Genomic DNA, 17,468 nt, shown 5'->3' on the forward strand with positions numbered 1-17,468 from the left:
GTGCCTGTGCTCAAAGCTGCGGGGAGCTCTGGCCCGGCCGACCTGCGCGTTAGCCCACCAGGCGCCGGAACGACGCCCGAAAATCGATGGGCTCCAGGTGCAGCTGGTCCGCCAGCGGCCCGTTCAGGATGTAGAGCCTTGGTTCCTCCCGGAACTGAAAAACCCGGTAGAGATGGAAGGCATCCCCGGCCTCTGCTGCGAAATCCAGTTCGTTGCGGCTGATGATGAAGGACGAGGCATGCCCGCCATTGGTGGTCTTGACCTCGATGAAGCGATGCTCGCCGGGCCGCTCATGCGAGAGGATGTCGTAGCCGCTCCCGTCGCCGAGCCGGTCAGACACCCAGTCCAGCTGCTGGAAAAGCTCCGGATACCCGGCATGGACAAGTCGCCGCTGCTCGAATCCGATGACCCACTGCTCTCCGGCACGGCCAAGATGCCGGTTGGCTTCATCCCGCTGGGCCCAGTTCGTCTTGCGTGGAAATCTGACCTTGGCGCCGTCTTTCGCCAACTGCGCCACTGTCTCCAGCGCAGGCGGTTCAACCAGGCAGGCATGAAAGCTCTGCTCAGCAGACGTCTTGACCTCCTCCATCGCATCCACCACACGGGAAACCAGGCCCGGCTGATTCAGGACGAACTGCTGCACCGCCTGACGCAACAGAAGCTGAGCGTTGCTCCGGGGCTTGTAGCCGCGGATGAAGGGCAGCTCCAGGTCATGCAGGACGGCGCTGATGTTCTGGAACTTCAGCTCCACCGATCCCTTGCTGCGCTCACGCAGCCGCTGGCGCAACTGCGCATTGAATTCGGTCTTGGTGTAGCGCTGCTGCTCGGCCTCCAGCAAAAGCATCTCGAAATATGACGCGACCGTGGCCTGCACCTCATCGAAGGTCCAGTCTTCACCAATGCGCACGACATCGAAGCCCAGATGCTGCAATCGAGGAACGACGGTGGCCTCTCCACCGGAGAAATCAGTCGGCTTGAGCGGTCCCTCCTGCGGGAACTGATGGCCGAACGCAGCTCCGACGATGGCCTTGGAGTCGCATAGCTGCCCGGTTCTTGCATTGCGAACCAAGAAATCGCGCGATTTTCCGAATCCGTATCGCTTCAGGAATGCCGTCCGACCAAGACGTGAAAACTCGTCCAACGCCGCCTGAACGGCCGCAGGACTTTGAAGGCGAGAGATTTCAACAGCCATCAGCGTTTGGGAGAAGTATCTTCATGCGGAATCAATACCCACGGGCTAGGTCCGCAGCAGCACACAGCAAATTGCAAAGAAATAGTACTTTACGTTACAAACGCATGCTTGGTCTGGTAGCAGCCATGTCTTTCATGGGGAACACTGGACTTCGTCTGTCTGCGCGCAAGTGCTTGCACCTGGCCTGGGAATCAGGCGGCTAGTTCTTACATCCAAGCCTCGCCCGGGCTCAGAATCTTCCTAGGCGCAGCGATACTTCAGGTCTCTGAGTCCTAGGAACTGCAGAATAGGTAACAATCCGTTCCGAAAGGGTCTGGATGTGGACAAAAGTCTGATTGACGTGACGGGCGCGGTACACGCGCTGAGGCAGTTTGCGCAAGAGCGGGAGTGGCAGCAATTCCATTCACCCAAGAATCTGGTCATGGCTCTCTCGGGCGAGGTGGGTGAGTTGACCGAAATATTCCAATGGATGACCGAGGCCGACTCTCATTCGGCCGCCTCGAATCCTAAAACCGCCTCGGCGGTACGCGACGAACTGGCCGATGTCGCCCTGTACCTCATCCGCTTGGCGGATGTGCTGGACGTGGACCTCAACGCAGCCATCGCCAGCAAGCTGGCTTCCAACGCCGCCAAATACCCTGTCGAGGCGTCGCGCGGCGTCAGCACCAAATACGACCAGCTGCCCGAGCCATGATCGTTTATCAGGCCGAGAAGACACAATTCCTGCTCGACTACGACGAACGCGATATTGAAGACGTCATCTACGCGAAGTACCAGGCAGCGACTCACCGCAAGGTAGCCAAGGCGGAGATCCGATCATGGCGCGAGTCGCTGGGCTACATTGCCCGCCTTCTGCGTGACCCGGAAATCGCACCCGACATCGGGGTCGCTGTCGAATTCATCCTGCCGCAATCGTCAAAACGCATCGATGTCATTCTTGCCGGACATGCCGACGACGGCTCTCGACGGCTGGTGGTGGTCGAACTCAAGCAATGGTCATCGGTCGGCGCCACCGACCGCGATGCCATCGTGCTTTTGCGCGGTGGAATGCGCCCTGACCAGGCGCGCATTCACCCCAGCTACCAGGCGTGGTCGTACACGGCATTTCTGGAGGGGTTCAATGAGGCCATCTATGACGGCGGGCTGCAGCTGAAGCCTTGCGCCTACCTGCACAACTATGCCGCCGATGGCATCATCGACTCCCCCCAGTACCAGCCCTATATCGAGCGGGCACCTTTGTTCCTGAAAGGTGATGAAGACCGCAAGAAACTCCGCGAGTTCATCAAACAGCACATCCGGCATGGCCGAGGCCGCCAGGTGCTGTTCGATCTTGAACGAGGAAGGATGCGGCCATCCAAAGCGCTGGCGGATGTGGTCGGCAAGCTGCTGAAGGGCAACAGCGAGTTCGCGCTAATCGACGACCAGAAGGAAGTGTTCGAGGCTGCGAAGGCCGCATGCCGCCAGGCCAGCGCCAGCGGCAGGCCTCGCGTCTTGATCATTGAGGGCGGTCCTGGAACCGGCAAGTCGGTGATCGCCGTCAACCTGCTTGCGGCTCTGCGCGAAGGCTTGACCGTCAAATACATTTCCAAGAACGCTGCCCCACGCGCTGTCTATAGCGACAAGCTGATACAGACGCGCGACAACGCACATCTGGTCAATCTTTTCGGCGGATCAGGCTCCTTCACGGAAACCGTGCAGGATGCCTTTGATGTCTTGGTCGTGGACGAAGCACATCGCCTAACCGAAAAAAGCGGCTTCTATGGGAATCTGGGCACCCATCAGGTCAAGGAGCTGATAGAAGCTGCCAAGTGCAGCATCTTTTTCATCGACGAAGACCAGCGCGTGACTCTCAAGGATGTAGGTTCCAAGGAGATCATCCGCAAGTTTGCAGCCGAGCGGAATGCTGAGGTAGAGGAATATTCGCTGACTTCCCAATTTCGGTGCGCCGGCTCCGACGGCTATCTGGCCTGGGTAGACCATACGTTGCAGATCCGAACTACCGCCAACCCTAGCCTTGCAGATATTCCGTTTGACTTTCAGGTGTTTGACGACCCCTCGGATCTGCACAAGGCCATCGAGACGAAGAACGCCAACAACCGGGCACGCGTTGTGGCTGGTTACTGCTGGCCATGGAACAGCAAGAAGAATCCCAAGCTTATGGACGTAGTCATCGGAGACTACGAGCGCCAATGGAATCTGGACCAGGACGGCAGCCTCTGGATCGTGGCACCGAACTCTGTGGCACAGGTCGGCTGCATACACACCTGCCAGGGGCTGGAAGTGGACTATGTGGGAGTCATCATCGGGCCAGACCTGACCATCATGGGCGACACGCTGGTGGCAGTGCCCCGAGCCAGGGACAGACATGACAAGACCATGAAGGGATTCGTGAAGATGACGAAGGAGCAGCCTGCCGAGGCCGCACGGCTGGCGGAAAGCATCATCAAGAACACCTATCGCACCTTGATGACCCGTGGCATGAAGGGGTGCTATGTGTATGCCACGGACGCGAAGCTGAGGGCATACCTGCGCGAGCATTCGGCTATTCCAGCATCCCACTGAACAACGGCGGGCGGGCAGAAAAAAGCCCGCAGTGCCGCGGGCTTGATTCGGAAATACGGCCGGACGACCCCGGCCGTTTCCTATTGCGCAATCATTCCCACTCAATCGTCGCCGGCGGCTTCGTCGACACGTCGTAGGTCACGCGGTTGATGCCGCGCACTTCGTTGATGATCCGGCCAGACACCTTCTTGAGCAGACCGTAGGGCAGCTCGGCCCAGTCGGCGGTCATGAAGTCGCTGGTCTGCACGGCGCGCAGGGCCACGACGTAGTCGTAGGTGCGGCCATCGCCCATGACGCCCACGCTCTTGACGGGCAGGAAGACGGTGAAGGCCTGGCTGGTGAGGTCGTACCAGTTCTTGCCGGTGGCTTCGTCCGTCCAGTTGCGCAGTTCCTCGATGAAGATGGCGTCGGCGCGGCGCAGCAGGTCGGCGTATTCCTTCTTGACTTCACCCAGGATGCGCACGCCCAGGCCCGGGCCCGGGAAGGGGTGGCGGTAGACCATTTCACGCGGCAGGCCCAGGGCCACGCCGAGTTCGCGCACTTCGTCCTTGAACAGGTCGCGCAGGGGCTCGAGCAGCTTCAGGCCCAGTTGTTCGGGCAGGCCGCCGACGTTGTGGTGGCTCTTGATGGTGACGGCCTTCTTGCTCTTGGCGCCGCCCGACTCGATGACGTCGGGGTAGATGGTGCCCTGGGCCAGGAAGGTGGCGCCCTTGTGGCCACCGTCGCCAGCTTTCAGCTTGGCGGCCTCGGCCTTGAAGACGTCCACGAACAGGCCGCCGATGATCTTGCGCTTGGCCTCGGGCTCGCTGACGCCGGCCAGCTTGCCCAGGAACAGGTCGCTGGCGTCCACGCGGATGACCTTGGCGTGCAGCTTGCCTTCGAACATTTCCATGACCATGTCGCCTTCGTTCAGGCGCAGCAGGCCGTGGTCCACGAAGACGCAGGTCAGCTGGTCGCCGATGGCGCGGTGGATCAGGGCTGCAGCCACGGACGAATCCACGCCGCCCGACAGGCCGAGGATGACTTCCTCGTCACCCACCTGCTCGCGAATTTTGGCGACGGCTTCCTCGATGTAGTCGCCCATGATCCAGTCGGCATTCGCCGCGCAGATCTCGCGCACGAAGCGGTTGAGCAGGGCCGCGCCCTGCACGGTGTGCGTGACTTCGGGGTGGAACTGGACGGCGTAGAAGCGGCGCGCCTCGTCGGCCATGCCGGCGATGGGGCAGGACGGCGTGGAGGCCATGACCTTGAAGCCCGGGGGCAGCTCGGTGACCTTGTCGCCGTGGCTCATCCAGACCTTGAGCATGCCGTGGCCTTCGGCCGTGGCGAAGTCCTCGATGCCCTTGAGCAGTTCGGTGTGGCCATGGGCGCGCACTTCGGCGTAGCCGAATTCGCGGGTGTGCGAGCCTTCGACCTTGCCGCCCAGCTGGGTGGCCATGGTCTGCATGCCGTAGCAGATGCCCAGCACGGGAATGCCCAGCTCGAACACGGCGTCGGGGGCGCGGTCGTCCACTTCGTAGACGCTGGCGTGGCTGCCCGACAGGATCACGCCCTTGAGGCGGCCGTCGGCGGCGAATTCGCGCACCCAGTCGCTGCTGACGTCGCAGGGGTGGACTTCGCAGTAGACATGGGCTTCGCGCACGCGGCGGGCGATCAGCTGGGTGACTTGGGAGCCGAAGTCAAGAATGAGGATCTTGTCGTGTTGCATGGTCATCTCAGGCAAAGGTGATGGGAGGGGATCAGAAATCTTCAGGGGCCAGCAGCGCCAGCCCGCGCTTGCGGGCGGCGGCGGCCTGGGCCGCGTCAAAGGTGGCCAGCGGCAGGCGCAGCGACTGGGCCAGCCACAGGTAGGCCGCGTCATAGACCGGCAGGCGGGTGTCCAGCGCCACGTCGAGCACGGCCTTGTGCTGGGCGGGTGCCAGCTCGTGCAGCTCCACGCGGTGGCGGATGGCCTCGAGCACGCCCCACAGGCCTTCGACCGAGCTGTGCGGAATGCGGCCGCCGTGCACGCCCGAGGCGATCAGGTTGCCGCACTCCCACTGCCAGAGGTTGGGCGCCTGCGGGTCCACTTCGTGGCGGCGGATGCGGGTATACAGGCGCTGGGTGTGCACGCTGGCGGCATCGGGCAGCAGCCAGGCGGCGGTGACGGAGGCATCAAGCACGAAGGAGGTCATGCCTGGCTCCGGCCTGCGTGGCGCAGTCGGGTAGTGGAGTTCGGCGCCTGTGCCGACTGTGCCGGCTGGGCCGGCTGGGCCGGCCGCACCGTGGCCTGCAGCGCCTGCATCTGCTCCAGCTCGCGGGCGATCTGCTCGTCGGTGATCACGGGGCGGCGGCGCACCGGCAGCATGCGCACCACTTCCTTGCCGTGGCGGGTGATGCGCACTTCCTCGCCCTGCTCGACAAGTTCGATCAGGGCGGAGAAACGGGTCTTGGCTTCGTAGATACCGACAGATTGCATGGCGGGGCTGAAAACAAAAGCAGGCCTGGTGTCCGGCCTGGCCCGAATTCTATCATTCTGGCCAGAATTTCCAAAAATTCAGACCAGAACCATGCGGATATTCGCGGGCCTTGCCTCGGGGGGGCTGTCGGTGAACGCCACTCAGCGCTGTTCGCGCACGAAGCCGACAAACCGCGCCAGCGCGGGCGACATGGCTCCGGCCGGCCAGGCCAGGCTGGTCTCGCAGACCGGCAGGGCAACGGGTTTGCTGCCTGCACGGGCGCTGGCGAAAACCGCCTCGCGGTAGACCACGCCGGGCCTGCAGAACTGCATCACGCTGGCGGGCACCCAGGCCAGGCCGATACCGCCCCAGACCAGGTTCACGATGGTCTGCATCTGTATCGCCTGCTGCGCGATGCGCGGCACATGTCCGTGCCGTCGGTACAGATCCGTCACCGCGTCATGGAGCGAGGGCATGATGCGGCGCGGAAAGATCACCAGCGGCTGCTCCAGCACTTCGTCGAGCATCAGCCGGTCCGCACCGGCAAGCGCATGCTGCTGCGGCAGGGCCAGCACCATGGCTTCCCGTCCCACGGCCAGGCGCTCCAGGCCGGCCGGCGCATGCCCGGGGGCATGCAGCATCAGCCCGGCATCAATCTGCCCGCGCTCGAAGGCTTCCATCTGCACATCGCTGGTGGCCTCGACCAGCTCCAGCGCCACACCTGGCGTGCCTGCCACGAAGTCCCGCACCCACAGCGGCAGCCGGGTGAAGCCGATGGTGGAGACAAAGGCCAGCCGCACGCGCCCCACTTCTCCCGCTGCCGCAGCCCGCGCAATCCCCGGCAGCGCCGCCGCCCGCGCCAGAAGCTCACGCACCTGCGGCACAAGCGCCTCGCCGGCCGGCGTCAGGGCGACATGGCGGCTTGAGCGCTCGAACAGCGCCACGTCCAGGCTGCGCTCCAGCTGGGCGATGGCCTGGGTGAGCGGCGGCTGCGTCATGTGCAGGCGCGATGCGGCGCGGCCGAAGTGCAGCTCGTCCGCCACGGCCAGGAATTGCCGCCAGACGCGCAGATCAATGGGGGGCTCATTCATATGCCCAGCATATCAATCATGCCGATGAATAGGATTGGATCAGATGAATCAGTCGGCCCATACTCATCCAACCCCCACAACGAGAGACATGCCATGACCCCGCCGAACCAGATCAACCGCCGAAGCGCCCACATCACCGAAGGCAAGGCGCGCGCAGCCAACCGCTCCATGTTCTACGGCATGGGCTACAAGGAAGAGGATTTCAAGAAGCCCATGGTCGGCGTGGCCAACGGCCACAGCACGATCACGCCGTGCAACTCCGGCTTGCAAAGGCTGGCGGACGCGGCCATCGCAGGCATCGAGGAGGCCGGCGGCAACGCGCAGGTGTTCGGCACGCCGACCATCTCGGACGGCATGTCCATGGGCACGGAAGGCATGAAGTACTCGCTGGTCAGCCGCGAGGTGATCGCCGACTGCATAGAGACCTGCGTGGGCGGCCAGTGGATGGATGGCGTGCTGGTGGTCGGCGGCTGCGACAAGAACATGCCGGGCGGCATGATGGGCATGCTGCGCGCCAATGTGCCGGCCATCTATGTCTACGGCGGCACCATCCTGCCCGGCAGGTGGAAAGGCCGGGACCTGAACATCGTCAGCGTGTTCGAGGCCGTCGGCGAGAACGCCGCGGGAAAGATCAGCGACCAGGAGCTCAAGGACATCGAGCAGCACGCCATTCCCGGCACGGGCTCGTGCGGCGGCATGTACACCGCCAACACCATGTCCAGCGCGTTCGAGGCGCTGGGCATGAGCCTGCCCTACTCCTCCACCATGGCCAATCCCCATGATGAAAAGGAGAACTCGGCCAAGGAATCCGCCAGGGTGCTGATCGAGGCCATCAAGATGGACCTCAAGCCGCGCGACATCGTGACGCGCAAGTCCATCGAGAACGCGGTCTCGGTGATCATGGCGACCGGAGGCTCCACCAATGCCGTGCTGCACTTTCTCGCGATCGCCCATGCGGCCGGCGTGCCCTGGTCCATCGACGACTTCGAGCGCATCCGCCAGCGGGTGCCGGTGCTGTGCGATCTCAAGCCCAGCGGCAGATACCTGGCGGTGGACCTGCATCAGGCGGGCGGCATCCCGCAGGTGATGAAGATCCTGCTGAATGCGGGCCTGCTGCACGGCGACTGCATCACCATCTCGGGCAAGACCATCGCCGAGACCCTGGCCGGCGTGCCTGACGAACCGCCCAACCCCCAGGTCATCCGCCCCCTCTCGGATGCGCTCTACCCGCAGGGCCACCTGGCCATCCTCAAGGGCAACCTGAGCCCGGAAGGTGCGGTGGCCAAGATCACGGGCCTGAAGAACCCGGTCATCACCGGCCCGGCACGCGTGTTCAACGATGAGCAATCGGCACTGGCGGCCATCCTCGACGGCAGGATACAGGCCGGCGACGTGATGGTGCTGCGCTACCTGGGCCCCAAGGGCGGCCCCGGCATGCCGGAAATGCTGGCCCCCACGGGCGCCCTGATCGGCGCCGGCCTGGGCGAGAGCGTGGGCCTGATCACCGATGGCCGCTTCTCCGGCGGCACCTGGGGCATGGTGGTCGGCCACGTGGCGCCGGAAGCGGCCGTGGGCGGCACCATCGCGCTGGTGCACGAGGGCGACTCGATCACCATCGACGCGCACGCATTGCAGCTGCAGCTGAACGTGCCCGAAGACGTGCTCGCCCAGCGCCGTGCGGCATGGAAGGCCCCCGCGCCACGCTACACGCGGGGCGTGCAGGCCAAGTTCGCGTTCAACGCATCGAGCGCCAGCTCGGGCGCGGTGCTGGACAACTTCGCCATTTGAGCGTCGTCATCTGAGCTTCACCATCTGAGCTTCGTGAGCGCACGAAAAAAAGAGGTCCGGGCAGCGGCTGCCCGGACCTCTTTTCCATCTCGCGCCAAGGCGCTGGACCTGGATCAGTCGGCGCGGTAGTTGGGCGCTTCCTTGGTGATCTGCACATCATGCACGTGCGATTCACGGATGCCTGCGGCGGTGATCTCCACGAACTCGGCCGTGTTGTTCATCTCTTCGATGGTGGCGCAGCCGCAGTAGCCCATGGCAGCGCGCACGCCGCCGGCCATCTGGTAGACGATGGAGACCATGGAGCCCTTGTAGGGCACGCGGCCTTCGATGCCTTCGGGCACGAGCTTGTCGGCGTTGGGATTGCCGGTGCTCGATTCCTGGAAGTAGCGGTCGGCCGAGCCCTGCTGCATGGCGCCGATGGAGCCCATGCCGCGATAGCTCTTGTACGAACGGCCCTGGTACAGGATGACTTCGCCCGGAGCCTCTTCGGTGCCGGCGAACATGCCGCCCATCATGATGGTCGAGGCGCCAGCGGCCAGGGCCTTGGCGATGTCGCCCGAGAAGCGGATGCCGCCGTCGGCGATCAGCGGCACGCCCGTGCCTTGCAGGGCCTGGGCCACGCTGTCGATGGCCATGATCTGGGGCACGCCCACACCGGCGACGATGCGCGTGGTGCAGATGGAGCCGGGGCCGATGCCGACCTTCACGGCGTCGGCGCCTGCCTCGGCCAGTGCCAGCGCAGCGGCGCCGGTGGCGATGTTGCCGCCGATGACGTCCACCTGCGGGTAGTTCTGCTTGACCCAGCGCACGCGGTCGATCACGCCCTTGCTGTGGCCGTGGGCCGTGTCCACCACCAGTGCATCGACGCCGGCCTTGACCAGCAGCTCCACGCGCTGCTCGGTGCCCTCGCCCACGCCCACGGCGGCGGCCACGCGCAGGCGGCCTGCGCTGTCACGCGCTGCGTTGGGGAAGGTGGTCTGCTTGGTGATGTCCTTGACGGTGATCAGGCCCTTGAGTTCAAAGGCGTCGTTCACGACCAGGATGCGTTCGAGCTTGTGCTTGTTGAGCAGGGCCTTGGCTTCCACGGGCGTGGTGCCGTCCTTCTCGTTGACGGTGATCAGGCGCTCGCGCGGCGTCATGATCTGGCTGACCTTGACGTCGTAGCGGGTCTCGAAGCGCAGGTCGCGGCTGGTGACGATGCCCACCACCTTGCCGCCGTCGCAGACGGGAAAGCCCGAGATGCCGAGGTTCTCGGACAGCTGCAGCACCTGCAGCACGGTGTGCTCGGGGGTGATGACCACGGGGTCGTGCACCACGCCGGATTCGTGGCGCTTGACCTTGGACACTTCGGCGGCCTGCTGCTCGGCCGTCATGTTCTTGTGGATGACGCCGATACCGCCCTCTTGCGCGATGGCAATGGCCAGACGCGCCTCGGTCACGGTGTCCATGGCGGCGGACACAAGGGGAATGTTCAGGGAGATGTTGCGCGAAAAGCGCGTCTTGAGCGAAGTGTCCTTGGGCAGGACCTGGGAGAAAGCGGGGACCAGAAGGACGTCGTCGAAGGTCAGGGCTTTACCGAGAAGGCGCATGTGAGAGCTCCAAAAGAAGGATTGTACCCGTGCGCCGGATCACAATGTATGCTGTAGGCCATTCGGCCCGATCCCCAACTCACCATGCACGCCATCAAGCTTGTTTTGCTAGTCACGCTTGCCGCCTGTTCGCTGCCCGCAGCCGCCCAGTGGCAATGGGTCGACGCCACAGGCCGCAAGGTCTTCAGCGACCGCGCACCGCCTCCTGACATTCCCGCCAAGAACATCCTGCGCCAGCCTGGCGGCAGCACACCGCCGCCTGCCGCCGCGCCCTCCGCCGCTGCGGCAGCTGCGGATGCAGGCACGGCGCCTGCGGCGGACGCCGCGGCACCGGCAGCACCTGCCGCAGCCGCCAAGGACACCAAGCCCGCAGGCACCGACAAGGCCCTGGAAGAACAAAAGCGCAAGGCCGAAGCCCAGGAGGCCGCCAAGGCCAAGGCGGAAAAGGAACGGATTGCCAAGCAGCGCCAGGACAACTGCGCACGCGCCAAGCAGTCCAAGACCGCGCTGTCTTCGGGCCGCCTGCTGGGCTACACGAATGAGCAGGGCGAGCGCGGCTTCATGGACGACGCCACGCGCGATGCGGAACTCAAGCGCGCCGACGCCATCATCGCCTCCGATTGCGGCGCAATGCGCTGATCGCCGAATCCGGGCCGGCTCAGTAGCCGGCCTTGGCTCCAGGCCTCTGGCGCTGGAACAGCCCCGTGGCCCGAGCGCCCTGGCGTGCGAAACGCTCGCGGCGCGCCACCTTGGGGTCCACGGTCAAGGGCCGGTACAGCTCCACTCGGTCACCGTCGCGCAGGGCTTGCGTCAAAGGCGCGCCGCGGCCCCACAGGCCTGCCGGCCCGGCCTGCGCAAAGCCCAGCGCCTGCCAGCCGCCCGCCGCCGCCACCGCATCGGCAATCGTGGCACCGGCCGGCAATTGCAGAAACAGCTCGACGACTTCGCCGGCGCGCGCACTGCAGGCCAGCGTGATGCGCACAGCGGGCTGGGCCTCAGCCATAGACCTGCTCGGCACGCTTGATGAAGGCATCGACCATGGAGCCTGCAATGCGGTCGAACACCGGGCCGACCACGGCGGCCAGGGCCATGTTGTCGAAACCGTAGTCCAGTTGCAGTTCGACACGGCAGGCGCGCTGCGATCCGTCGCCCACGGGGCGGAACATCCAGTGGCCCTCCAGCCGCGAGAACGGCCCCTTGATCAGGCGGATGCTGACCTGGCGCCCGCCATCGTCGAGCACGCTGTGCGTGTTGCGCGTGACGAAGGACTTGCGCATGCCGCCGAATGCAATGCCCACCTCGGCCGTCATGCCCTGCTCGTCCTGCTCCAGCACCCTGGCCTGATCGCACCAGGGAAGGAAGTCGGCATAGTGGGCCACGTCCGTCACCAGGGCAAACATTTCTTGGGGGCTGTACCAGATCAGGACGGACTTGTTGACTTTTTTCATGAATGGGGCGGGCTGCACGGCATGCAAAACACCGGCAGCGCCGCCATGGCACAGCCGGCTGTCACAATGACGGCAAGGCGAAACTAAAATCCCGCACGGCGGGAAGACGGCAATCCAGTATTGTAGGGAGACCTTTCATCTCCAGGTTTTCGCCGCATCTATTACTCCATGGCCAAGAAACCTGAAACACAGTCGCGCATCGCCGACAACAAAAAAGCCGCATTCAACTACTTCTTCGAGGAACGCTTCGAGGCCGGCATCGTGCTGCACGGCTGGGAAGTGAAGGCACTGCGCAGCGGCAAGGTGCAGTTGACGGACGGCTACGTCATCGTCAAGGACGGCGAGCTGTTCCTGCTCGGCTGCCAGATCAACCCGCTCAAGACCGCCTCCACCCACGTCAACCCCGACGCGGCGCGTATCAAGAAACTGCTGCTCAAGAAGGACGACATCCTGCGCCTGATCGGCAAGGTGGAGCAAAAGGGCTTTACCCTGGTGCCCATCAACCTTCACTGGAAGAACGGCTATGTCAAATGCGACATTGCCCTGGCCAAGGGCAAGGCCGAGCACGACAAGCGCGACGTGATCAAGGACCGCGAAGGCAAGCGCGAGGTCGAGCGCGCCATGAAGAGCTTCAACCGTTGACGGGCATCCGCAGCTTTTTTTGCACTGCTGCGGAATAAACCGGCACGGCCCAGTGTTCATTGCAGTGTCCGGCCGCAATTTCGCGCGCCGGCAAGCACCGGAGACAGCGATGAAGAAGCTCGGCATGAAACTTGGTACCTGTGCCTTCACGGCAGCCCTGACATTGGCCCTGGCAGGCTGCTATTCCGCGCCTGCGGCCAACGCCTCTGGCCAGACGCCGCCCAGTGCGGTCAGCGTGCAAAACGGCATTCTGGTCGGCGCCAACGGCATGACGCTCTATACCTTCGACAAGGACACGGCCGGCAGTGGCAAGTCCGTCTGCAATGGCCCCTGCGCGACCAACTGGCCGCCCCTGATGGGCAAGCAGGCGCCCTCTGGCGGCAACTACAGCGTGATCCAGCGCGACGATGGCAGCAGCCAGATCGCCTACAAGGGCAAGCCCCTGTACTACTGGGTGAAGGACGGCAAGGCCGGCGATACCACGGGCGACGGCGTCATGGGCGTCTGGCATACCGCACGCCCCTGAGTCCGGCCCCCTGCGCGATCGGACCTGCCCATGGACCGCAGCCAGATCCTGGAGCACCTGCCCGGCCTGCGCCGCTACGCGCGGCTGCTGGCAGGCGATGCCTGGGCAGCCGACGACCTGGTGCAGGACACGCTGGAACGCGCCTGCCGCAAATGGCTGCTGTGGCGCTCCGATGGCGATCTGCGCGCCTGGCTGTTCACCCTGATGCACAACCTCTACCTGAACCAGCGGCGCTCTGCCGCACGAGGGCAGTGGCTGGACATCGACAGCCTGTCCGAGTCCCTGGCAGCGCCCGAGGACAGCAGCGACGCTGCCCTGGACCTGGAGCGCTGCCTGCAGCGCCTGCCCGCCGAGCAGCGGGCCGTGCTGCTGCTGGTCAGCGTGGAGGACATGAGCTATGCCGACACGGCGCGCGTGCTGCAGCTGCCCCTGGGCACCGTGATGTCGCGCCTGTCGCGCGCACGCTCCCGGTTGCGCGAGCTGATGGAGGCACCGCCCGCAGCTTCGCCCGCCCAGACTGCTGCACCCCAAGCCGCAGCCCCGTCGCTGCGCCGGCTCAAATGACGAGGCCGCCATGACTGCCCCCGCCCCCACCTCCCCCTCCTCCTGTGTCTCGGCTGCCACGGCCACCCCCGACGAGCAGCTGCATGCCCTGGTCGATGACCGCCTGCCGGCCCCACAGGCACAGGCGCTGCGCGAGCAGCTGGATGCAGACAGCGCAGCACGCGTGGAGCAATGGCAGCGCCAGCGGCAGCTGCTGCGCGCCCTGCACGGCGCCCGCAGCGAACCGCCCATGCCCGATGAAATGCGCGCCGCCGCCGAGCAGCTGCAGGGCCTGCAACAGCGCCAGCAGCAATGGTGGCGCTGGGGCGGCATGGCCGCAGGCTGGCTGCTGGCCTTCGGCCTGGGCTGGCTGGTGCACGGGCAGCAGGCAGCGCCTGCGGCACCCTCAACGGCGGACACGCTGGCCGCTGCCGCACCTGCCCGCTTCGCCCATCAGGCAGCAGTCGCCCACGCGGTCTACCAGCCCGAGCAGCGCCACCCGGTCGAGGTCGAGGCAGCGCAACAGGCCCATTTGCTGCAATGGCTTTCCAAGCGCCTGGGCCGGCCGCTGAAGCTGCCAGCCCTCACGGAACTGGGCTATGAGCTGGTGGGCGGCCGGCTGCTGCCCGGCGACAGCGGCGCACGCGCCCAGTTCATGTACCAGGATGCGGCCGGCGAGCGCATCACCCTGTATCTGGGCGCGCTGGAGGACCCGGCCACGCGTGGCGAGACCGCCTTTCGCTTCAGCAGCGACGGCCCCGTGCCCAGCTTCTACTGGGTGGACCAGGGCTTTGGCTATGCGCTCAGCGGCGCCCTGCCGCGCAACCGGCTGCTGCAGCTGGCCACGGCCGTGCACCAGCAGCTTTGAAGCCTGGGGCCACGGCTACCAGGGCAGCGGCGCCGCCTCGCCGTTGCCATGTTCGCCGTAGTACAGCGAGGGCAGGAAGCGCGACAGGTAGGTGAACTCCGTGTAGCAGTGGCGCAGCAGGCCCAGGCCCAGAGCGTCGGGCAGCTCGGCCGCCGGGTCCGTGCAGGACTGCCCCAGCAGGAAGCGGCTGCGCAGCACGCAGCCAAAGGGCGTATCGCGCGCCAGGTGCACCATCTGCCCGTCCATCGGGTCCCCGCTGGCATCCAACTGCACATGCTCGCCAAAGCCGATGCGTGCATAGACGGCGGCCGATGCGCGTTTTTCGGCAAAGGCCAGCTCCAGCTGCGCAGGGTCGAACAGCTCGCGCGGATCATGGAACTTGAGCCTGGCCGCCACGGGCGGAATATCGGCCAGAGACTCCACGGCCTCGATGGAGGCGCCTATGTAGCTCTCGCCCTTCTTCCATTGAGCATCCCAGCCGCGATGTGCGATGTGGTCATGCGGATGCCACCACTTGATGTGCTGCGTGGTCTCGAAGAACTTGAACCACCAGTCCAGCATGCGGCCGCTGCAGCCGTGCAGGTCGGTGCGGCAGGCCACCACCAGACAGCCGCTGGGCAGGCGCTGGATTCCCGTCTCCAGCCGCAGCGGCGTGATGTGCAGCAGCTCGTCGATGCGGGAAATGTCGGGCTCGAAGGCATGGGAGTTCATGGGTGTTTTCCGTTCCTGGGTTGATGAGGAAAAGCCATCTTATATTAAAGAAACGAACAACGTTTCCAAACAATCGGATAATCCCAGCCGGGTAACAAAATGCTGCACAACCAGGCACGACCCTGCACAACACCGAACGGAACGACAAGAAATCCAATGGAATCCGAAATCACTCCTGCGGCCCCCAGGCCGCGCGGGCGGCCGGCCCGGCCCGAGCACGAGGCCAACGATGCCGCCCTGGCCGCCGCCACCTGGCTCTTGCTCAACGAAGGCTATGCCGCCACCACCATGGAAGCCGTGGCCAAGCGCGCGGGGCTGGCCAAGAAAACGCTCTACCGCTTTGCCGCCAACCGTGAGGATCTGGTGGCCCTGGTGGTGCGCAGCTGGACAGACGGTTTCCGCCCCGCCCTGTCGGCCGATGCGCAGTCGGCCTCAGAGGTGGCTCCGGCGCTGGCCGAGATCCTGCGCGTGATTGCCGCGCGCGTGCTGTCGGCCGAGGCGGTGGGGATGTTCCGCCTGCTCACCACCGATTTCCCCGCCAAGCCCGAGTTGCTGGAGGTCTACCAGCGCAACGGCATAGAGCGCGGCCGCGGCATGCTGGTGGACTGGCTGCGGCGCCAGTGCGCGAAGGGGTTGCTCAGGGCAGAGCAGCCCGACGTCATCTGCGACCTGTTGCTGTCCATGACCATTGCCGAGCCGCTGCGGCAGATGGCCCTGGGCCTGACGCCGCCCGTGCCCGAATGGGATCCGGGCCCGCGCATTGACGACGCGGTACGGCTGCTGGCAGGCCATTCCTGCCGCATGGAGCCCGCTGATTGCTAAACCGAAAAAAAGGCCATCCGGCGCGGTGCCGGATAGCCTTTTGAACCCTTGGAGGTTTGAGCAACCGCCGCGCGATCAGTCCAGCGCCGCCAGCGGGTGCGAGTGCACTGGCCAGGGGCTGTCGAAGAAGGCACGCCATTGCGCGTCCTGCACGTCTTCGATGCGCGCGGGGTTCCAGCGCGGTTGGTGGTCCTTGTCCACGGCCAGGGCGCGAATGCCTTCGATGGTCTCGCTCTGGCCGGGGCGCAGGTAAAAGCAGTGGCGCACCATGTCGCGCTCCATGCGCAGGTCCTGGGCCAGCGTCATGCCGCGCGCGCGGCGAATCTGCTCCAGCACCACGTGCAGCATCAGCGGCGAGCGCTTGCGCAGCGTGGCTGCCGTGTGCTGCGCCCACTCGCCATCCGCCGCTTCCAGTGCCTGCACCATGGCAGCCACCGTGGGCAGGGCGAACACGCGGTCGATCTCGGCGCGGGGCTGGGCCGCTGGCTTGGCCGGGGCCGTGAACTTCGACTTCACCAGCGCCTCGACGGCCGCTGCATCGGCAAAGCTGCCGGCGGCCAGGGCGTCCCACAGCGCAGGCTGCTGGTCCGAGGGCAGATAGCCATCGGCCAGGCCGAAGTCCAGCGCGTCGGCCGCGCCGATCACGTCGCCCGTCAGCGCCAGCCACTCACCCGCGTGACCGGGGCAGCGCGATAGGAAGTAGCCGCCACCCACATCGGGGAACAGGCCGATGGCCGTCTCGGGCATGGCCATCTTGGTACGCTCGGTGACGATGCGCAGCGTGCCGCCCTGGCTGATGCCCATGCCGCCGCCCATGACGATGCCGTCCATGAAGGCGATGTAGGGCTTGCCGAAGGTGTGGATCAGGTGGTTGAGCGCGTACTCCTCGGTGAAGAAGTCCTCCAGCTGGGGATTGCCCGTGCTGCCTGCGCCGTGCAGAAAACGGATGTCGCCGCCCGCGCAGAAGGCGCCGAAGGCCCCTTCCTTGCCCATGCCGCGGATGGCCACGGCCAGCACCTGATCGTCCTTTTGCCAGGCCAGCAGGGTGGCCAGCAGATCGCGCACCATGCCCAGCGACAGCGCGTTCAGCGCCTTGGCCCGGTTCAAGGTGATCATGCCCATGCGGCCCCGCACTTCGCTGAGGACTTCGCCGGCAGCTCCCGTCATATCTTGCTCCTTGTTGCTATGCATGCCCTGCCCCGGCAGCCCGGGGCAATGAGCCGCAACCATAGCTGAAAAACCGCGCCC

At 65.3% G+C, this 17,468-nt stretch carries 19 protein-coding genes; 9 read left to right on the forward strand and 10 right to left on the reverse strand.

Features of this window, described 5'->3' with window-relative positions:
* Positions 1 to 49: 49 nt before the first annotated feature.
* Positions 50 to 1,192, reverse strand: coding sequence for a DUF3883 domain-containing protein (locus ACRSCF_RS17645; protein WP_016448214.1), 1,143 nt, complete (start codon positions 1,190 to 1,192; stop codon positions 50 to 52).
* Between the two features lie 319 nt (positions 1,193 to 1,511).
* Here ACRSCF_RS17645 and ACRSCF_RS17650 point away from each other — a divergent pair, with 319 nt between their 5' ends.
* Both ACRSCF_RS17650 and ACRSCF_RS17655 read left to right on the forward strand, forming a co-directional pair.
* On the forward strand, positions 1,512 to 1,886 hold the full coding sequence (locus ACRSCF_RS17650; protein WP_016448215.1) for a nucleotide pyrophosphohydrolase: 375 nt from the start codon (positions 1,512 to 1,514) through the stop codon (positions 1,884 to 1,886).
* Positions 1,883 to 3,754 carry a DUF2075 domain-containing protein gene (locus tag ACRSCF_RS17655; RefSeq protein ID WP_017406803.1) on the forward strand — a complete coding sequence of 624 codons (1,872 nt, stop codon included), beginning with the start codon at positions 1,883 to 1,885 and terminating at the stop codon, positions 3,752 to 3,754. Before ACRSCF_RS17650 ends, ACRSCF_RS17655 begins: the two co-directional genes overlap by 4 nt.
* A 91-nt stretch (positions 3,755 to 3,845) precedes the next feature.
* On the opposite strand, the gene guaA is transcribed toward ACRSCF_RS17655, so the two are convergent.
* The 4 genes from guaA to ACRSCF_RS17675 all read right to left on the reverse strand — a co-directional run bounded on the left by guaA (position 3,846) and on the right by ACRSCF_RS17675 (position 7,283).
* Positions 3,846 to 5,462, reverse strand: coding sequence for a glutamine-hydrolyzing GMP synthase (guaA, locus tag ACRSCF_RS17660; RefSeq protein ID WP_034364424.1), 1,617 nt, complete (start codon positions 5,460 to 5,462; stop codon positions 3,846 to 3,848).
* Between the two features lie 31 nt (positions 5,463 to 5,493).
* Complete coding sequence (locus tag ACRSCF_RS17665) at positions 5,494 to 5,928, reverse strand: type II toxin-antitoxin system VapC family toxin (protein ID WP_012204856.1); 435 nt, start codon at positions 5,926 to 5,928, stop codon at positions 5,494 to 5,496.
* On the reverse strand, positions 5,925 to 6,212 hold the full coding sequence (locus ACRSCF_RS17670) for a type II toxin-antitoxin system Phd/YefM family antitoxin (protein ID WP_034364368.1): 288 nt from the start codon (positions 6,210 to 6,212) through the stop codon (positions 5,925 to 5,927). The genes ACRSCF_RS17665 and ACRSCF_RS17670 overlap by 4 nt, the downstream gene beginning before the upstream one ends.
* A gap of 141 nt (positions 6,213 to 6,353) precedes the next feature.
* Positions 6,354 to 7,283, reverse strand: a complete 930-nt coding sequence (locus ACRSCF_RS17675) for a LysR family transcriptional regulator (RefSeq protein WP_034364366.1) — start codon at positions 7,281 to 7,283, stop codon at positions 6,354 to 6,356.
* Between the two features lie 93 nt (positions 7,284 to 7,376).
* Between ACRSCF_RS17675 and ilvD the strand changes: the two genes are divergently transcribed.
* Positions 7,377 to 9,071, forward strand: a complete 1,695-nt coding sequence (ilvD, locus tag ACRSCF_RS17680; RefSeq protein WP_244386304.1) for a dihydroxy-acid dehydratase — start codon at positions 7,377 to 7,379, stop codon at positions 9,069 to 9,071.
* Positions 9,072 to 9,184: 113 nt separating this feature from the next.
* Here ilvD and guaB read toward each other — a convergent pair whose 3' ends face one another.
* Positions 9,185 to 10,660, reverse strand: a complete 1,476-nt coding sequence (gene guaB / locus ACRSCF_RS17685) for an IMP dehydrogenase (protein ID WP_013803023.1) — start codon at positions 10,658 to 10,660, stop codon at positions 9,185 to 9,187.
* 84 nt (positions 10,661 to 10,744) lie between these two features.
* Here guaB and ACRSCF_RS17690 point away from each other — a divergent pair, with 84 nt between their 5' ends.
* The gene (locus ACRSCF_RS17690; protein ID WP_034364364.1) at positions 10,745 to 11,299 is read left to right on the forward strand and encodes a DUF4124 domain-containing protein; all 555 of its coding nucleotides are present in this window, start codon (positions 10,745 to 10,747) and stop codon (positions 11,297 to 11,299) included.
* A 19-nt stretch (positions 11,300 to 11,318) separates the two neighbouring features.
* Here ACRSCF_RS17690 and ACRSCF_RS17695 read toward each other — a convergent pair whose 3' ends face one another.
* Together ACRSCF_RS17695 and ACRSCF_RS17700 are read right to left on the reverse strand one after the other, a co-directional pair.
* The gene (locus ACRSCF_RS17695; protein ID WP_212645939.1) at positions 11,319 to 11,663 is read right to left on the reverse strand and encodes an RnfH family protein; all 345 of its coding nucleotides are present in this window, start codon (positions 11,661 to 11,663) and stop codon (positions 11,319 to 11,321) included.
* On the reverse strand, positions 11,656 to 12,108 hold the full coding sequence (locus ACRSCF_RS17700) for a type II toxin-antitoxin system RatA family toxin (RefSeq protein ID WP_016452375.1): 453 nt from the start codon (positions 12,106 to 12,108) through the stop codon (positions 11,656 to 11,658). The genes ACRSCF_RS17695 and ACRSCF_RS17700 overlap by 8 nt, the downstream gene beginning before the upstream one ends.
* 168 nt (positions 12,109 to 12,276) lie before the next feature.
* Here ACRSCF_RS17700 and smpB point away from each other — a divergent pair, with 168 nt between their 5' ends.
* From smpB to ACRSCF_RS17720, 4 genes are all read left to right on the forward strand, one after another.
* Positions 12,277 to 12,750 carry an SsrA-binding protein SmpB gene (smpB, locus tag ACRSCF_RS17705; protein ID WP_016448870.1) on the forward strand — a complete coding sequence of 158 codons (474 nt, stop codon included), beginning with the start codon at positions 12,277 to 12,279 and terminating at the stop codon, positions 12,748 to 12,750.
* A gap of 109 nt (positions 12,751 to 12,859) precedes the next feature.
* On the forward strand, positions 12,860 to 13,276 hold the full coding sequence (locus tag ACRSCF_RS17710) for a hypothetical protein (RefSeq protein WP_016448871.1): 417 nt from the start codon (positions 12,860 to 12,862) through the stop codon (positions 13,274 to 13,276).
* A 30-nt stretch (positions 13,277 to 13,306) separates the two neighbouring features.
* Positions 13,307 to 13,840 carry an RNA polymerase sigma factor gene (locus tag ACRSCF_RS17715; protein WP_016448872.1) on the forward strand — a complete coding sequence of 178 codons (534 nt, stop codon included), beginning with the start codon at positions 13,307 to 13,309 and terminating at the stop codon, positions 13,838 to 13,840.
* A gap of 10 nt (positions 13,841 to 13,850) precedes the next feature.
* The gene (locus tag ACRSCF_RS17720) at positions 13,851 to 14,687 is read left to right on the forward strand and encodes an anti-sigma factor family protein (RefSeq protein WP_034364362.1); all 837 of its coding nucleotides are present in this window, start codon (positions 13,851 to 13,853) and stop codon (positions 14,685 to 14,687) included.
* 15 nt (positions 14,688 to 14,702) lie between these two features.
* Here the strand turns inward: ACRSCF_RS17720 and ACRSCF_RS17725 are convergent, their stop codons facing one another.
* Entirely contained in the window at positions 14,703 to 15,398 is a 696-nt protein-coding gene (locus ACRSCF_RS17725; protein WP_016448874.1) for a DAPG hydrolase family protein, read from the reverse strand.
* 156 nt (positions 15,399 to 15,554) lie between these two features.
* Between ACRSCF_RS17725 and ACRSCF_RS17730 the strand changes: the two genes are divergently transcribed.
* Positions 15,555 to 16,220, forward strand: a complete 666-nt coding sequence (locus ACRSCF_RS17730) for a TetR/AcrR family transcriptional regulator (protein WP_034364360.1) — start codon at positions 15,555 to 15,557, stop codon at positions 16,218 to 16,220.
* Positions 16,221 to 16,295: 75 nt separating this feature from the next.
* On the opposite strand, the gene ACRSCF_RS17735 is transcribed toward ACRSCF_RS17730, so the two are convergent.
* The gene (locus ACRSCF_RS17735; RefSeq protein ID WP_034364358.1) at positions 16,296 to 17,387 is read right to left on the reverse strand and encodes an enoyl-CoA hydratase/isomerase family protein; all 1,092 of its coding nucleotides are present in this window, start codon (positions 17,385 to 17,387) and stop codon (positions 16,296 to 16,298) included.
* Positions 17,388 to 17,468: the final 81 nt, after the last annotated feature.

This window comes from Delftia sp. 11MD (genome assembly GCF_050907895.1).
In the GTDB taxonomy this organism is placed as follows: Bacteria; Pseudomonadota; Gammaproteobacteria; order Burkholderiales; family Burkholderiaceae_C; genus Comamonas; species Comamonas tsuruhatensis.

Bases quoted from the DNA above. Each gene is read 5' to 3' on its own strand.
- ACRSCF_RS17645 (WP_016448214.1), bottom strand. From the start codon at position 1,192: ATGGCTGTTGAAATCTCTCGCCTTCAAAGTCCTGCGGCCGTTCAGGCG.
- ACRSCF_RS17655 (WP_017406803.1), top strand. From the start codon at position 1,883: ATGATCGTTTATCAGGCCGAGAAGACACAATTCCTGCTCGACTACGAC.
- guaA (WP_034364424.1), bottom strand. From the start codon at position 5,462: ATGCAACACGACAAGATCCTCATTCTTGACTTCGGCTCCCAAGTCACC.
- ACRSCF_RS17665 (WP_012204856.1), bottom strand. From the start codon at position 5,928: ATGACCTCCTTCGTGCTTGATGCCTCCGTCACCGCCGCCTGGCTGCTG.
- ACRSCF_RS17670 (WP_034364368.1), bottom strand. From the start codon at position 6,212: ATGCAATCTGTCGGTATCTACGAAGCCAAGACCCGTTTCTCCGCCCTG.
- ACRSCF_RS17675 (WP_034364366.1), bottom strand. From the start codon at position 7,283: ATGAATGAGCCCCCCATTGATCTGCGCGTCTGGCGGCAATTCCTGGCC.
- ilvD (WP_244386304.1), top strand. From the start codon at position 7,377: ATGACCCCGCCGAACCAGATCAACCGCCGAAGCGCCCACATCACCGAA.
- guaB (WP_013803023.1), bottom strand. From the start codon at position 10,660: ATGCGCCTTCTCGGTAAAGCCCTGACCTTCGACGACGTCCTTCTGGTC.
- ACRSCF_RS17690 (WP_034364364.1), top strand. From the start codon at position 10,745: ATGCACGCCATCAAGCTTGTTTTGCTAGTCACGCTTGCCGCCTGTTCG.
- ACRSCF_RS17695 (WP_212645939.1), bottom strand. From the start codon at position 11,663: ATGGCTGAGGCCCAGCCCGCTGTGCGCATCACGCTGGCCTGCAGTGCG.
- ACRSCF_RS17700 (WP_016452375.1), bottom strand. From the start codon at position 12,108: ATGAAAAAAGTCAACAAGTCCGTCCTGATCTGGTACAGCCCCCAAGAA.
- smpB (WP_016448870.1), top strand. From the start codon at position 12,277: ATGGCCAAGAAACCTGAAACACAGTCGCGCATCGCCGACAACAAAAAA.
- ACRSCF_RS17710 (WP_016448871.1), top strand. From the start codon at position 12,860: ATGAAGAAGCTCGGCATGAAACTTGGTACCTGTGCCTTCACGGCAGCC.
- ACRSCF_RS17715 (WP_016448872.1), top strand. From the start codon at position 13,307: ATGGACCGCAGCCAGATCCTGGAGCACCTGCCCGGCCTGCGCCGCTAC.
- ACRSCF_RS17720 (WP_034364362.1), top strand. From the start codon at position 13,851: ATGACTGCCCCCGCCCCCACCTCCCCCTCCTCCTGTGTCTCGGCTGCC.
- ACRSCF_RS17725 (WP_016448874.1), bottom strand. From the start codon at position 15,398: ATGAACTCCCATGCCTTCGAGCCCGACATTTCCCGCATCGACGAGCTG.
- ACRSCF_RS17730 (WP_034364360.1), top strand. From the start codon at position 15,555: ATGGAATCCGAAATCACTCCTGCGGCCCCCAGGCCGCGCGGGCGGCCG.
- ACRSCF_RS17735 (WP_034364358.1), bottom strand. From the start codon at position 17,387: ATGACGGGAGCTGCCGGCGAAGTCCTCAGCGAAGTGCGGGGCCGCATG.